12 protein-coding genes are annotated in these 14,033 nt (G+C 71.6%); 3 read left to right on the top strand and 9 right to left on the bottom strand.

The window, feature by feature from the left end; genetic code table 11:
• Window positions 1–17: 17 nt before the first annotated feature.
• From ACIA8D_RS08445 to ACIA8D_RS08430, 4 genes are read right to left on the bottom strand one after another with little or no spacing between them, the layout of a single operon-like run.
• Window positions 18–3,188, bottom strand: coding sequence for an alpha-mannosidase (locus tag ACIA8D_RS08445; RefSeq protein ID WP_399229966.1), 3,171 nt, complete (start codon window positions 3,186–3,188; stop codon window positions 18–20).
• A 36-nt stretch (window positions 3,189–3,224) separates the two neighbouring features.
• Window positions 3,225–4,037 (bottom strand): carbohydrate ABC transporter permease, encoded by an 813-nt coding sequence (locus ACIA8D_RS08440; protein WP_399229964.1) that lies wholly within the window; start codon window positions 4,035–4,037, stop codon window positions 3,225–3,227.
• A gap of 29 nt (window positions 4,038–4,066) precedes the next feature.
• On the bottom strand, window positions 4,067–5,047 hold the full coding sequence (locus ACIA8D_RS08435; RefSeq protein WP_399229962.1) for a carbohydrate ABC transporter permease: 981 nt from the start codon (window positions 5,045–5,047) through the stop codon (window positions 4,067–4,069).
• The gene (locus ACIA8D_RS08430) at window positions 5,044–6,375 is read right to left on the bottom strand and encodes an ABC transporter substrate-binding protein (protein ID WP_399229961.1); all 1,332 of its coding nucleotides are present in this window, start codon (window positions 6,373–6,375) and stop codon (window positions 5,044–5,046) included. The genes ACIA8D_RS08435 and ACIA8D_RS08430 overlap by 4 nt, the downstream gene beginning before the upstream one ends.
• Before the next feature lie 217 nt (window positions 6,376–6,592).
• Between ACIA8D_RS08430 and ACIA8D_RS08425 the strand changes: the two genes are divergently transcribed.
• Window positions 6,593–6,952 (top strand): hypothetical protein, encoded by a 360-nt coding sequence (locus tag ACIA8D_RS08425; RefSeq protein WP_399229960.1) that lies wholly within the window; start codon window positions 6,593–6,595, stop codon window positions 6,950–6,952.
• A gap of 65 nt (window positions 6,953–7,017) precedes the next feature.
• Complete coding sequence (locus ACIA8D_RS08420) at window positions 7,018–7,233, top strand: hypothetical protein (protein ID WP_399229958.1); 216 nt, start codon at window positions 7,018–7,020, stop codon at window positions 7,231–7,233.
• Here the strand turns inward: ACIA8D_RS08420 and ACIA8D_RS08415 are convergent.
• Together ACIA8D_RS08415 and ACIA8D_RS08410 are read right to left on the bottom strand one after the other, a co-directional pair.
• A complete protein-coding gene (locus ACIA8D_RS08415; RefSeq protein ID WP_399229956.1) occupies window positions 7,197–8,702 on the bottom strand; it encodes an APC family permease in 1,506 nt (501 codons plus the stop codon). The two genes, ACIA8D_RS08420 and ACIA8D_RS08415, sit on opposite strands and share 37 nt — an antisense overlap.
• A 31-nt stretch (window positions 8,703–8,733) precedes the next feature.
• The gene (locus ACIA8D_RS08410; RefSeq protein WP_399229955.1) at window positions 8,734–9,900 is read right to left on the bottom strand and encodes an aminotransferase class V-fold PLP-dependent enzyme; all 1,167 of its coding nucleotides are present in this window, start codon (window positions 9,898–9,900) and stop codon (window positions 8,734–8,736) included.
• A 177-nt stretch (window positions 9,901–10,077) separates the two neighbouring features.
• Here ACIA8D_RS08410 and ACIA8D_RS08405 point away from each other — a divergent pair, with 177 nt between their 5' ends.
• Complete coding sequence (locus ACIA8D_RS08405; protein ID WP_399229953.1) at window positions 10,078–10,767, top strand: FadR/GntR family transcriptional regulator; 690 nt, start codon at window positions 10,078–10,080, stop codon at window positions 10,765–10,767.
• Here the strand turns inward: ACIA8D_RS08405 and ACIA8D_RS08400 are convergent.
• The 3 genes from ACIA8D_RS08400 to ACIA8D_RS08390 are packed head-to-tail and all read right to left on the bottom strand — an operon-like array spanning window position 10,690 to window position 14,018.
• Entirely contained in the window at window positions 10,690–12,186 is a 1,497-nt protein-coding gene (locus ACIA8D_RS08400) for a CehA/McbA family metallohydrolase (protein ID WP_399229951.1), read from the bottom strand. The genes ACIA8D_RS08405 and ACIA8D_RS08400 overlap by 78 nt on opposite strands.
• Window positions 12,187–12,231: 45 nt before the next feature.
• Window positions 12,232–12,561 (bottom strand): hypothetical protein, encoded by a 330-nt coding sequence (locus tag ACIA8D_RS08395; protein WP_399229949.1) that lies wholly within the window; start codon window positions 12,559–12,561, stop codon window positions 12,232–12,234.
• Window positions 12,562–12,578: 17 nt separating this feature from the next.
• Entirely contained in the window at window positions 12,579–14,018 is a 1,440-nt protein-coding gene (locus ACIA8D_RS08390) for an amino acid permease (protein ID WP_399229947.1), read from the bottom strand.
• Between the last annotated feature and the right edge of the window lie 15 nt (window positions 14,019–14,033).

The following is a 14,033-nucleotide window of genomic DNA, read 5'->3' as shown; positions in this document are numbered from 1 at the left end:
GCGCGGGATCGCCGTCGTCAGCGCCGGAACAGCACGGCGGTCGTGCCGAGCGCCGGGACGTCGACCGTCACCTCGCCGTCCGCCGTCGTCAGCTCCTCCCCCGGCCGCCCGTGGTAGTCGGCCACCCGCGCCGAGGCGACGGGGAAGAGCGCGCGCACCGGGCAGGCGACGGGTTCCTCGGCGAAGGACTGCAGGCGCAGCAGCACGGCCGCTTCGGCGTCCGGGGTGGTGGCGCCGACGAGCCGTACGCGCGGGTCGCCGACAGTCGCGAAGGCCAGCTGGTCGGCGGCGTCCGCGCTGACGGCGCCACGGGCCCGCACGGCGTGCAGCGGCCGCGAGGTGCCGGCGGCGGTGCGCGGGCCGAGTCCCGCGACGTCGGCGCCGGTGGCACAGGACAGCGAGTACCGGAAGGTGAACTCGAAGGCCTGCTCGCTGGGGAAGTTGGTGTCCCACAGGTTGTTGTGGATCCACGAGTAGACGGTGGCCGGTTCGTCGTGGTTCATCGTCTTGGGGAACGGGGCGTACGGCAGGGCGATGTTGCCGAACTGGACGAGCGGCGCGTCCTGCGTGGCCCAGCCGACGGCGAGATCGTCCTCCTGGAGCGTGATCCAGCGGCGCACGGCCCGCATGTGCAGCGCCGAGCCGGGGACCACGGGGAGGTCGTTGCCGGTCGCGCCGCCCGAGGCCTCCATCCGCACGGTGGGTGTCCCGAAGGCGAAGGGGAACGCGAAGTAGGCGCTCTCCTTGCCGAGGGTGGCGTCCTTGTCGACCTGGTTCTCGATGTCGAGGCGGCCGACGCCGCGCGGCAGCGTGAGCGTGGTGCGCACCCGGTTGGCGCCCGGCGGCCGTGTCTCGTACGTGAGGGTCTCGGCGGTGGCCGTGGCGCGGCGGGCGATGAGCGCGGCGGGCGGGGCGACCGAGCGGTTTCCGAGGTGTTCGAGGCGGTCGGAGGCCGTGGTGCGGCTGGAGTTGTGGTTGAAGCCTCCGGACGTGGTGTAGCTGTCGTGGATGTAGGCGTTGAAGCCGGTGATGGCGTCGGCGCGGACGAGTTCGCGGCCGGTCGACTTGTCGATGACGGAGGCGATGCACGCGCGGGCGAGGTCGACGCGGACGGCGAGGTGCTCGTTCTCCAGGAACAGCGGGTCCGCGTGGGCGTACGCCGCGGCGGCGGTGTCGGCCGGGTTCTCGCGCTCGCTGCCGCCGGTGGGGTTCCAGCCGGTGGCGCCCTTCGCGGCCGTCGTCTCCTGTACGGCGCCGCCCGTGGTGTCGGCGGCGCGGACGTCGAGGCGTACGGAACCGGCGGCCGGCACGTCGTCGACGCGGACGAGCAGGAAGCGGCCCGCGTCGCGGTGTTCCTCGTTGTCCTGCGGCCGCTCCTCGTGCGTCAACTGGGCGCCGCTGCGGGCGTCGTGCACGGTCACGGCCTGTTCGAGCGGGACGCTGGACTCGGGCAGGAAGATCTCCGCGACCTCGGTGCGCGGCCAGGAGCAGGTGTTCACCACGTGGTACGCGGCCGGGGTGTCGGCGGGCCGGGCGAGGCGCTGGCCGAGGCGGGCGTTCGCACGGTTCAGCAGGGACTGGCCGTCGTCGCGGGCGCGCACGGCCTGGCCGTACTTCCAGTGCCACTGCTGCTCGCCGGAGTGGCCGTGGTCGTGACCGTGGGTCCAGGGGTCGCCCGCGCCCCAGGTGTGTTCGTCGAAGAGGGACACCGCCTCGTACACACCGGCCGAGTCACGTGTGTCGTCGGCCGCACCGGTGGCGCCCAGGACGCCGGCGAAGGTGCCGAGCGTCTGCGCGTCGGCGACGACGGACTGGGCGGTGCGGGCCATCGACAGCGGGTGGGCGCCGGAGCCTACGCCGTCGACCCACCAGTCCGTCCAGTCGCCCTCGAAGGTCTGGATCTCGTCGCCGAGCCGGTTCTCGGCGTCGGTGAAGAAGTCCTCGTTGCGCGACAGCCGCAGCTGCGGGTAGGCCCAGGTCTCGTTCCAGCGGCGCACGGTGTCGGCGATGACGCGGCGCGGCGGCGCGTTGTCGCCGAACTTGCCCTGGACGCGCAGGTGCAGGACGTCCCACGGGTAGGGTTCGCGCTTGATCTCCTTCTCGTCCATGGCCCAGCCGAAGACTCCCCCGCGGTACGGATACGGGTTGCTGGCCAGCGAGGTCAAGTAGGCGGGCAGCAGGTCGTCGACGGAGGAGTAGTCGGTGTCGAAGCCGAGCAGCGGTCCTTCCATGTAGGCGAGGCCGTGCGGGGTGTCGGTCATCCAGACGAGCACGCTGTTGCCGCTGGGCGCCTGCCAGCGGAACAGGCGCGGCAGCTTCTCTCCGCCGACCAGATGGGGCACGGACCGGCCGGCCCAGTTGTGCGCCACGGACAGGTACTTGACGCCGGCGGCGCTCAGCGCGTCGATCATGCCGACGACATGGCCGGGCACATCGGTCTGCATGGCCGAGGTGAACTCGACGCCGTGCTCGTCGCTCACCTGGTGGGCGAGGCGCAGGAGTTCGTGCAGCTCATCGGTGGAGCAGGTCTCGCTGTGCAGGTTGAACGGCAGGGCGGTCAGCTCGATGCGGCCCTCCTTGACCCGCCGGACGAACTCCTTGACCTGCTCGGCGGGTCGGGCCTCGGCCCACTGCTGGAAGGAGAGCAGTGACTCGACACACCAGCGGAACCGGGACTCGGGCGCCCAGTCGTCGGTGGCCTGCGTCAGTTCCAGGCAGGAGTCGAGGAACGAGAGGTGTTCGGCGAGGACCTTGCCCTGCGGGTCGGTGTAGCCGATGTCGAGGTGCGAGTGGTGCACGAGGTGGATGGTCCACTCGCGCTGCGGGGCGAGGGTGACGTCGATGCCGTCCTGCTGCGACGACACCACGGTGACACGCTGCGCGGTGTCCACGGCGGGCAGCAGCAGGCGCACGGAGCCGTTCGGGCCCGCGATGCGCTCGGCGGGCAGCGTTGTTCCGGACTCGGTGCGCACGGTGAGTTCGGCCGGGATCGCGCCGCCGTTCACCGCCTCCACGCGCAGCGACTGCAACAGTCCGCCGCCCTCCGCGCGGCGCATCAGCGGCTCGACGGTGAGCCTCAACGGGCTGCCGGACAGGCTGCCTTCGGCGCTCACGACGGAGCCGCGCAGGCTCTCCCGGATGCGGTCGTTGTCCCAGTCGGTGGTGCGGACGAGGGCCCGTGTGGTCATGCGGACTTCTCCAAGTCGAGGTGTGGGGAGAGGAGTTCAGAGTGCGGAAGCGGTGACACCGCGCAGGAACAGGCCGCGGAACGTCAGGAAGACGACGAGGGTGGGCAGGGAGACGATGAGCGCGCCGGCCAGGATGACGGGCGGCCCGGACGAGGCATAGGCGTTGTTGAGGCTGGTGAGGGCGGCCATCACCGGCTGGACGTCGGGGGTGCGGCTGAGGGTGATGCCGAACAGCAGGTCGTTCCAGACGGCGGTGAACTGGAAGATGAACGCGGCCGCGAGACTCGAACCCATCAGCGGGACATGGATGCGCCAGAAGATCCGCCGGAACGAGGCGCCGTCGAGCATCGCGGCCTCGGTCACCTCGGGCGGCATCGTGGTCATCTGGTTGCGGATGAGGAAGAAGGCGAAGGGGATCGACCACGCCACGTAGATGAGCATGAGGCCGAGCCGGGTGTCGTAGAGATTGCCGTCGGCGTACATGCCGAACAGCGGGGCGAGGAACATCTGCAGCGGGAAGAGGGTCCCCGAGTAGATGAGCCAGAACCAGAACGCGGGCTTGGGGATGGGCAGTACCACCACCGCGAACGCGGCCATGGCGGCGACGAGCACGGCGGCCGCGCCGCACACCACCGCGTAGAGCAGCGAACCGGCGAAGCTCTCGCCGATGCCCGCGTCGCGCCAGGCGGTGACGAGGTTGTCCCACAGCGCGAAGCCGTTCGGCGTCCATTCCGCGTTGCCGGTGTAGGAGCCGACGGGCGTCAGCGCGTTCACGACCAGCAGGTACAGCGGGACCAGCCACAGCACCACGCAGCCGGCGACGAAGAGATTGCGGAGGGTCTTTCCCACGGGTGTCACTCCTTGTCGGACGGCTCGGGTCAGCGCGGGGACGTCTCGGGCAGCTGCCTGCGCAGATACAGCCACGAGGAGGCGACGACGATGACGGACAGGACGAGGGCGACCGCTGAGCCGTAGCCGATGTGGAAGAGCCGGAAGGCCTCGCGGTACATGGTCAGCGCGAGGGTCTCGGAGGAGCGGGCAGGTCCGCCCTGGGTGAGGACCCAGATCATGTCGAAGGCCTTGAGGCTGTTGACGATGGCCATGCCGACCACCACCACGGTCACGGACCGCAGTTGGGGCAGGGTGATGTGCCGGAACATCCGCCAGCCCCGCGCCCCGTCGAGCTCCGCGGCCTCGACGGTCTCGCGCGGGATGGCGCGCAGGCCGATGGCGAAGAGGACGACGTTGAGTCCCGTGGCCTGCCAGGTGCTGGCCACGATCATGGAGAGGGTGTTCTGCGGCCACTCCAGGAGCCAGGGCTGGGCCAGCGAGCCGAGGCCGACGGCGTCGAGGACCTGGTTGAGGGAGCCCTCCGAGGTGAGGATGAACTTCCACAGCACGGCGGTCGCGGCGCCCGAGACCGCGTACGGCAGCACGACGACGGTCTGCGCGATCAGCCCGAAGCGCATCCGGTGCGTGGCCACGGCGAGGGCGAGTCCCGCGAGGACCGGGAGCAGCAGGGTGCCCGCCACCCACATCACGGTGTTGAGCAGCGAGCGGCCGAAGATGGGGTCGTCGGCGAGCCGGGTGAAGTTGTCGAGTCCGGTGAAGTGGCTGGTGAAGCCGTTGTCCTCGAAGAAGCTGCCGTAGATGCTGCGCAGGAACGGGTACACGAGCAGCACACCCACGAACAGCAGCGCGGGCAGGGCCCACGGGACCCCGGTCAGGGGCCCGCCGAGCCGTCCCGTGCCTTTGTGGCCGCCGCCCGCCGGGTGGGGTGTGCGGGTGGGGATCCGGCGGCGGGGCGGTGTCACCTTGGTGGCTTCGACGGGTGCGGTCGTGCGCACGGTCTCGGTCATGCCGCCTCCGCCTCCCGCCACACCGGCCATGCCTCGTCGGCGCGTTCCTGCATCGTGCGCAGCGCCGACCGGTACGAGGAGGGGTTGATGAGGGCGGCGGCGAGGTCGTCGACCGTGGACTCGACGAGTTCGGGCGGGCCCAGCTCCCAGAAGCGGTTGAGCTTGCGGGCCTTCGTCTCGCGCACGGTGCGGGTGACACCGTCGATCGTCGCGTTCGCGGGCGGCACGGCCGGGTTGGGGCAGCCGTCCTGCAACGCGTGCGAGAAGGCCTTCATGACCTTCGGGTGGGTCCAGGCGCCCGCGGCGCGCAGCGCCTCCGCGCGGTCGGGTCCGCGGACCGTGCACACCAGCGCGCTCGTCTCGAAGACCACGGCGGGGCGCACGCGGGTGTTCTGCATGGGCAGCACGAACGCGTCGACGTTCTTGCCGGGCTTGCCGCCGACGCCCGCGAAGGTGCCGCCGAGCCAGGTGCCGCAGGCCACCATGCCGACCTTGCCGTGCACCACGCGCGCCGCGGCCGTCGAGTGGTCCATGTCCAGGGACGTGAACCAGTGCTTGTCGGCGAAGGATCCGATGGTGCGCATGGCCTGCCGGGCGGGCTCGTCGGTGTAGCGGGCGCGGCCGTTCAGGAGGTCCTCGTAGAACCGTGGGTTCTGCCGGGTGAGGATCTCCTGGAACCAGATGAACGCGGGCCACCGGCCGGCCGTCGTCGCGTGCAGCGGAGTGATGCCCGCGCGCTTGAGGCGGTCGGCGACGTGCAGGAACTCGTCCCAGGTCGCGGGCTTCTTCAGGCCGTTGTCCCGGAAGACCTCCGGGTTGTAGAAGAACACGTAGTACGCGAGGTTCATCGGCAGCCCGTAGACGCGGCCGCGGTAGCTGAGCGCGGTGCGCAGCGCCGGGTCGGCCCAGCCCCTGCGGACGGCGCCCTCCCAGGGGTCGGACAGGTCCTCGATGCCGCCCGTGCGGGCGAGGTCCTGGAGCCGGTAGCCGGACCAGTACTTGAGCATGTCCGGCGTCTTGTTGGTGCGCAGCGAGGACTTGACGACCTGCTCGAACGACTCCAGGGACGGGATGACCTCGGGCACGAGCTCGATGCCGTCGACCTTGCGCATCGCCTGCCCCGCCGCCTTGATGGGCGGCGCGAACGTCTGGTTGTCGCCGTGCAGGGCCACCTTGCCGGGAGGCTGTCCTGCGGCGGTGCCGCACGCCGTGAGCAGCGGCGCCGACGCGGTGGCGACGGCGCCGGCGGCGGCCGCCCGCAGGACGGCGCGCCGGCCGGGCTGCGTGGCTGGACGGGCGGGACCGATGGACGGTTGACGGCCTGTCATGGGGCGGCTCCCTCAGGCGGGCTCAAGATCGTGTTATCGATAACACGCGATGCCGGGAGCATGGCGCGCTCTCCGACCGGGCGTCAATGGGCGCGGCACGCGAATCTTCGGAGGGGTGCCACCACCTGGCACGTCCGCGCAAAGTGACGAATCATCACCACCAGTGCCCAGTGACCATGTGTGAAGTGACCCGCGCCAGGTGTGAAAGGAGCCGGCCATGCCGAGCGAGGAACCGGCCGACGCCGACACGGCGCGCCGTTTCGCCGCCCTGGACGCCGACGGCGACTCCGTCGTGACCTGGCAAGACTTCGAGCATCGGCTCCTCGTCCTGGCGCGCGCCGATCCGGTCATCGGCGCGGAGGGGCTGCATCGGGCCCGTACGGGGTTCCGGGCGCTGCGGCACTCGTTGCGGATCGCGGTGGACCCGGACGGGGACGAACGGATCACGTGGGTGGGTCGGGTGGAGCGGGCGGCATGGGCAGGTCCGGGGTCGCGGGCGCGTCGGACAGTGCTGCGCCCGTGCCCGGCCGCCCCGAGCCGACCGACCTCCCGCGCGAATCCCTCGGCGCAGGGGTAGTGCCAGCCGCCGACCGGGTCCCAGAACGAGGCGAGCAACTCGCCCACGTCGGTGCCCCCGCTGGGGTGGTATCCGTCGAACTCGACCCGGTTCGCGGCGTCTTCGGGCAGCGGGGTGCGCAGCAGGGCGGCCCCACCGCACCGGCCTTCGCCCAGGCCGGGTACGGCATCCAGTACAAGGTCAAGCCGGAAATCCTGGCCGACCCGCCGGGGCGGCCGAGCGTGTCCTGGTTGGTCGGGCACGGCTACTCGCGCAGGGTCGCCTCCGGCTCCGCGGCCTGAGCCGCGGCCGCGTCGGTCAACTCCCCCTTGCCGACGCGGCTGTTGTGGCGCCCCCACGCTCCGTAGATCACCAGACCCACCGCCATCCACGCCAGGAACCGCACCCAGGTGATCAGCGGCAGGCTGCCGACGAGGACCAGGCACAGCAGCAGCGCCACGACGGGGACGACCGGGACCCATGGTGTGCGGAAGCCGCGCGGCAGGTCGGGCCGGGTGCGGCGCAGGTACATCACGCCGACGCAGACGACCACGAACGACGTCAGCATGCCGATGTTGCCGAGTTCGGCGAGGTCCTGGATGGGCAGGACCGCCGTCATGAACGCGACCATCAGGCCCAGCGTCCAGGTGATGCGGCGCGGGCTGCGTGTGACGGGATGGACGTGGGAGAACCACTCGGGCAGCAGCCGGTCGCGGCTCATCGCGAGGAAGACGCGGCTCTGCCCGAGCAGCATGATCATGACGACGGTGGTGAGCCCGCAGATGGCACCGATGCCGACGACCCGCACCGCCCAGTCCGCGCCGACAGAGGCGAGCGCCGCGGTCACCGGGGCGCCCGTGTTCAGGTGCGGGTAGGCGCGCATGCCGGTGATGACGAGGGACACGGCGACGTAGAGGGTGGCGCACACGGCCACCGTCGCCATCAGGGCGATGGGGAGTGTGCGTTGGGGCCGCTTGGCCTCCTCCGCGTTGCTGGCCATGATGTCGAACCCGGAGTACGCGCCGAAGACGATCGCCCCGCCGGTGAGGATGCCGGCGAAGCCGAACGTGGCGTTGGTGCTGATGCCCGCCCAGCCGAGCAGCGGCTGCTCCCAGAAGTCCCCGTGACCGCCCGGCGGGCGCGAATCGGGTATGAACGGCGACCAGTTGGCGACGTCGATGTGGAACACGCCGACGCACAGGAACACCACGATCGCGGCCAGTTTGACCAGCGTCATGACCGTGTTGACGCGCGCGGTGGTGCGGACGCCGGAGGCCAGGATCGCGGTGAGGACGAGGATGACCAGGACGGCCGGTACGTTGACCACCGCGTCGGGCCCGACGATCGACGACGGCAGGTGCAGGCCGAACGTGGCGAGGAAGTCGGCGACGTACTGCGCCCACCCGCTGGCCACCGCCCCCGCGCCCATCGTCATGTCGAGGATCAGGTCCCAGCCGATCAGCCAGGCCACCAGCTCGCCGAGCGAGACGTACGCGAAGGTGTACGCGCTGCCCGCCACCGGCACGGTGGACGCGAACTCCATGTAGCAGAGCGCCACCAGGGCGGAGGCGAGCGCGCCCAGCAGATAGGACAGGGCGATGGCGGGGCCCGCGTAGTTGGCGGCCGCGGTGCCGGTGAGGACGAAGATGCCGGCGCCGATCGTGACACCGATGCCCATCATGGTGAGCTGGAGCGGCCCCAGGGAACGGGCGAGCCGGGTGGTGGGACGTTCGGCGTCCCGCAGGGTCGCCTCGATGGATTTGGTGCGCACGCTGACTGACCCTTCGGGAGGGGACGTGGGGTTACGAGGCGGTCGCGGCCAGCGCCGTCGGCAGTTGGTCGGCCAGGTACGCGTAGTCCTTGCGGTCGTTGTAGAGGTGTGCGGACAGGCGGAGGAAGCCGCGGCCGTTCCAGGTGGTGACGGCCGTCTCGCAGCCGATGGTGTCGGCGAGGTGGCGACCCAGCGCGTGGGCGGCCTCCTGGTCGGCCGCCACGCCGTCGGGCAGCGGCACGAGGCGCATGGCGGGGGCCGGGCTGCCGCCGACCGGGGCGAGGTCCACACCCAGGGCCTCCGCGAGCAACTGCTGCGCCTCCCCGGCCAGTTCCGCCATGTGGCGACGTGCGGCGTCCCAGCCGAAGCGTTCCTCGACGAACTCCAGGGAGCGGGGCGCCGCGAGCCAGGGGGCGAGGTCCACCGTGCCCTGCTGGTCGAAACGCTGGGGGAACGGGTGGGGCGCGCCCCAGGAGTCGGTCAGCGGGTGCAGGCGTTGCGCCAGGGCGCCGCGTGCCACGAGGGCGGCGGTACCGCGGGGCGCGCAGGGCCATTTGTGCAGGTTGCCCACCCAGAAGTCGGCCTCGCCCGCGTCGGCGAGGGGGTCGGCGAGCATGCCCGGCGCGTGCGCCCCGTCGACGAGGACGAGGGCGCCTGCCGCGTGGGCGTGCGCGGCGATGTCGGCGACCGGGAAGAGGCGGGCGGTGGCGGAGGTGATCTGGTCGACGACCACGAGGGAGGTCGGCGCGCCGGTGCCACCGAGGGCGTCGGCGAAGTGTGCGGCGATCTCCACGGGGGTCGCGTCGAGCGGGATGTGCAGGGTCCGTACGTGTGCGCCCGCCCGCTCGGCGGCCCGTGTCACCCCCATGGTGACGGCGCCGTAGGAGTGGTCCGTCAGCAGCACCTCGCTGCCCGCGGGGAGGTCGAGGGAGCTCAGGACCGTACTGACACCCGCGCTGGCGTTGGGCACGAGCGCGAGCGTGTCCGGGGCGACCCGCAGGTGCCGGGCGATGTCCGTGCGGGCCCGCGCCACGCGCTCCGGGAGGCCGCGGAACCACCGGCACGGATTGGTCTCCATCTCCGTGCGCAGCGCCCGCAGCTCGTCGAGGGTGACACGGGGCACGGCGCCGAAGGAGCCGTGGTTGAGGTGGCGTACGTCGGGGTCGAGCGCCCAGGCGTCGAGGGGGTGAGAAGACATGTCACTCCGCGAGTCATCCGATGACTGTGTCCGATCGAGTGGTACCCGCAGGACCGTAGGCGGTAAATTGCTCGCTGAACAGGGGCGGTTGCGAATCGAAGGAATCCTCCTCACGGTCCGCTGCCGGATTCATCGGACGACTCCTCGGACGGTGCGAGGACAAAAGGGGGCAGGACGATGACGGCCACCGACACGGCGGCAGCCGGGCTGCGGGCGATGATCGCGAGCGGTGAGCTGACTCCTGGCGCGCAGCTGCCGCCGGAGCCCGACCTGTGCGCCCGGCTCGGCGTGTCACGGGGTTCGCTGCGCGAGGCGGTGCGCTCGCTCGCGGCGCTCGGGATGCTCGAACCCCGGCACGGCGCGGGCACGTTCGTCTCCGCGCTGCGTCCGGCGCACATGCTGGCGGGCTTCGCGGCGATGGTCGACGTCCTGCCCCTCGACGGCATCCTGGAGCTCTTCGACACCCGCCGCGCCGTGGAGTGTCAGGCGGCGGCGCTCGCCGCGGCGCGGGCCGACGGGCGGGTGATCGCGCGGCTGCGGGAGCTGCAGGCGCGGCTGAGCGCGACCGAGGACGAGCAGGAACTCCACGACCTGGACCACGAGTTCCACACCGCGATCTGCGCGGCCTCCGGCAACGAGACCCTGGCCGCGCTCGCCGGCGTCCTGCGCTCCCGGGGTCGCCACTACAACGTGTACGGCTCCGACCAGGGCGCCGCGGTCCGCGCCGCGAGCGACCAGGGCCACGAGGCACTCATCGACGCACTCGCCGCCCACGACCCGACCGCCGCGTCAGCGGCGGCGGGCGCGCACCTCACCCGGACGGAGAGGTGGCTGCGGCAGCTGCGTCCTGCGCCGGAACCGGGGTGATGCGGCGGTCGTGGCGGTGACCCACACGGGATTGGAGACGGCGAGCGAGGAGGCGTGCGAGCGGTTGCACGAGGCCCAGAAGTACGGGTCGTCGCTGGCGGCGTGCAGTTCGGCGCGGTAGGGGCCGGGGAGCGGGCGCGGGTCGCTCACGCGGAGGTGCGCGGGCCCCTCGGCCGGCACCGGCTCCATGTGCCAGAGCAGTCCGCCGCGCAGGACGAACAGGACGGCGGGGCGAGGTGTGTCGATCTCCACGTCGAGGTGGAGGGGCCCGCCCGGGGGCACGGGCACGGTCCCGCCCATTCCGCACTCCCCGTCGTCGGTCCGGGCGGAGAGCCGCAGTCCGGCTCCGCGCGACACATACGCCTCGCCCGTCCGCAGCGCGCCGAGGATGCCCTCGCGGCTGCGCTCGGCCCGGACGACGGTGGTGACTTGGCCGAGCCGGTGTTCGGGCTTTTGGGGGTGGTGGCAGTCGGTGCCGGCGACGGCGGTGATGCGGTGCCCCGCGCCGAGCAGCCGGTCCCACAGTCCGACGGCCGCGTCGTTGTTGGCGCCCTGACCGAAGTTGTCGATCTCCAGGAGGTCGACGTCGTCCCAGGTGTGGTCGTCCCTGCGCCACGCCTGGCGGCCGCTGAAGGGGTGGTTGACCCCCACGAGTCCGTCCTGGGCGTGCACCTCGCGGGCGGCGTCGGCGAAGTCCCAGCCGTCGGCGTCGACGTAGGTGCCGGGCCAGCGGGACAGTCCGTGCAGGTTCGCGTGGCCGAAGTGGGAGGTCAGCTCGATGGAGCGGAGGAGGACGAGGCCGTCGGCGGCCCCCTGTTCCTCCAGGCTCGCGAGTTCCGCCCAGTGGCTCGACGTGAAGTGGTCGCTGACGGCGAGGAAGTCCAGCCCCGCGGCGCGGGCGGCGTCGAGGAGGGCGGGAAGGCCGGCGGAACCATCGCTGTGCAGGGAGTGCGAGTGGAGCTCGCCGCGAAGCCACGACCGGGGCGCCGGTGCCGCCCCCTCCTCTCGCGCACGCACTACGGGTGCGACAGCGACGGCATCGGCCTCCGCATCGCCCACGTACACCCGCAGCTCGTAACTCCCGCCCTGCGTGAACCGGTCGAGGTCGATGCGGACGGTCCACTCCCCGGCGGGCAGCGGCCCCGCGTGGCATCCGAGGTCGGCGTGCCCCTCTCCCACCTCGAAGGACAGCCGGCGGGGTCCGGGGTCGCCGGGGCACTGCACATGTCCGCGCAGGAACCCGGCGGGGTCGAGGGCCGCCGCGTAGAGCTGGAAGCAGTCGGTGACCTTCTCGAAGTCCAGCTCGACGCGGAGCGTCCCGACGCCTCCGGGGAGTGCGAGGACCCGGTCCAGGTACTGCTCAGTGATGGACGCGGGGTCGATGGTGCGGGCCTCCCGCAGAACACGACGACTGCTCACCCGGCCTCCTCGAAGTGCGTCACGAGCCCCACCGGCCCCGGCCGATCACCCGGACGGCGCGGGCTCGCTCCCCAACTTAGCGGCCTCCCGGATCAGCGGCTCGAACTCCCGCCGCACGTACGCGTCGAACGGTGCCGTCAGGGCTCCGTCGATGACCCGCAGCACCCCGTGCTTCGCCGCCAGGGCCTTGATCGCCGTACGGGAGTCGGGTCCCACTCCCCCGCCGATGATCAGGACTCCGAACGCCTCGGTCTCCAGCAGCTCGCGTGCCTCGTCGTCCGTGCTCACCCCCTCCGCTTCGAAGCCGTCCGCGTGCAGCGTAGACAGCACCTCGGTCACCCTGGCGGGCGTCCTTCCCAGTACGAGTGTCTTCATGGAGCGAACGTAGAAGCTCAATCGGACTTGAGGTCAAGCCCCGCCGCCTGGGCGCGGCGGCGCCTGCTCAACAGGGCGTAGGACGCCAGGACGACCACGACCGTGAGGAGGCTGGCGGCGAAGTCCGCGCGGGTGGCCGGGAGGATCGCCATCGCGGCGATGACGACGACCATCGCGCCGATCGTGAACCAGCTCAGGTACGGGTAGCCCCACATCTTGAGGGTCAGGGAGTCGGGGTCCTCGCGTTCCAGGCGCTTGCGCAGGCGGAGTTGGGAGAGGGCCACCAGGAGGTAGACGAAGAGGGCGACCGCTCCGTAGGAGTGCACGATGAAGGAGAAGACCGTGTCCGGGGAGACGTAGGCGAAGACGACGGCCACGTAGCCGAGGACCGTGGCGAGGAGGATGGCGCGGCGCGGGACTCCGCTGCGGCTGAGTTTGGTCAGACCGCGGGGTGCCTCGCCCTCGCGGGTGAGCGCGAAGACGATGCGGGACGCCGAGTACAGACCCGCGTTGAGCGAGGAGAGGACCGCGATCAGGATCAGGATCCGCATCAGGGTGTCCGCGCCGGGGATGCCGATCTCCTGGAGGGCCGCGATGTACGGTCCGCCGTTCAGCTTGTCGGAGCTCCACGGGACGATCGCGACGACCAGGAAGATCGAGCCCACGTAGAAGAGCAGGACACGCAGAACGACGGAGCGGGTCGCGCGGGCGACGTTGCGGCCCGGTTCGGCGGACTCGGCGGCCGCGAGCGCGGCGATCTCGGCGCCGGTGAAGAAGCCGACGGCCGGGATGACGGAGGTCAGGACCGGCCCGAGGCCCATCGGCAGGAAGCCGCCGTGCGCGCTGAGATTGTCGACGCCGCCCGCGTCGTGCGCGCCCGGCCACAGGCCGACCACGAAGACGAGGCCCACGACCAGGAACACCGTGATCGCGGCGACCTTGATCGACGAGAACCAGTACTCGAACTCGCCGAAGGTCTTCACCGACAGCATGTTGACCGCCGTCAGGATCAGCATCAGGGCGAGGCTGATCGTCCAGAGCGGGAGTCCGGGGAGCCAGGCGCGGACGAGTTCGGCACCCGCGACCGCTTCGAGGGCCACGACGTTGACCCAGAAGTACCAGTACAGCCAACCGATGGTGAAGCTGCCCATGGGCCCGAGGGCGAGCCGGGCGTAGGCGTGGAAGGAGCCGACGGCGGGGCGGGCCACCGCCATCTCGCCGAGCATCCGCATCACGAGGATGACCAGTCCGCCGGCGAGCGCGAAGGAGATCACGGCGGCGGGCCCGGTGTCCTGGATGACGACGCGGCTGCCGACGAAGAGTCCGGCGCCGATGACACCGCCGATCGCGATCAGGGTCATGTGGCGCTGTTTGAGGGCGCTGCGCAGCCCGGGACCGCCGGAGGGCTCGGTCGTGCCGTCGTCGCCCCGCAGGGTTCTGTCGCTGGTGTCCGTCACGTCCGCCTCTTTCCT

This window comes from Streptomyces sp. NPDC051684 (assembly GCF_044453445.1).
Classification (GTDB): domain Bacteria; phylum Actinomycetota; class Actinomycetes; order Streptomycetales; family Streptomycetaceae; genus Streptomyces.
Note: the sequence above shows the minus strand (reverse complement) of the source record. Positions and strands in the feature narration are given on the sequence as shown.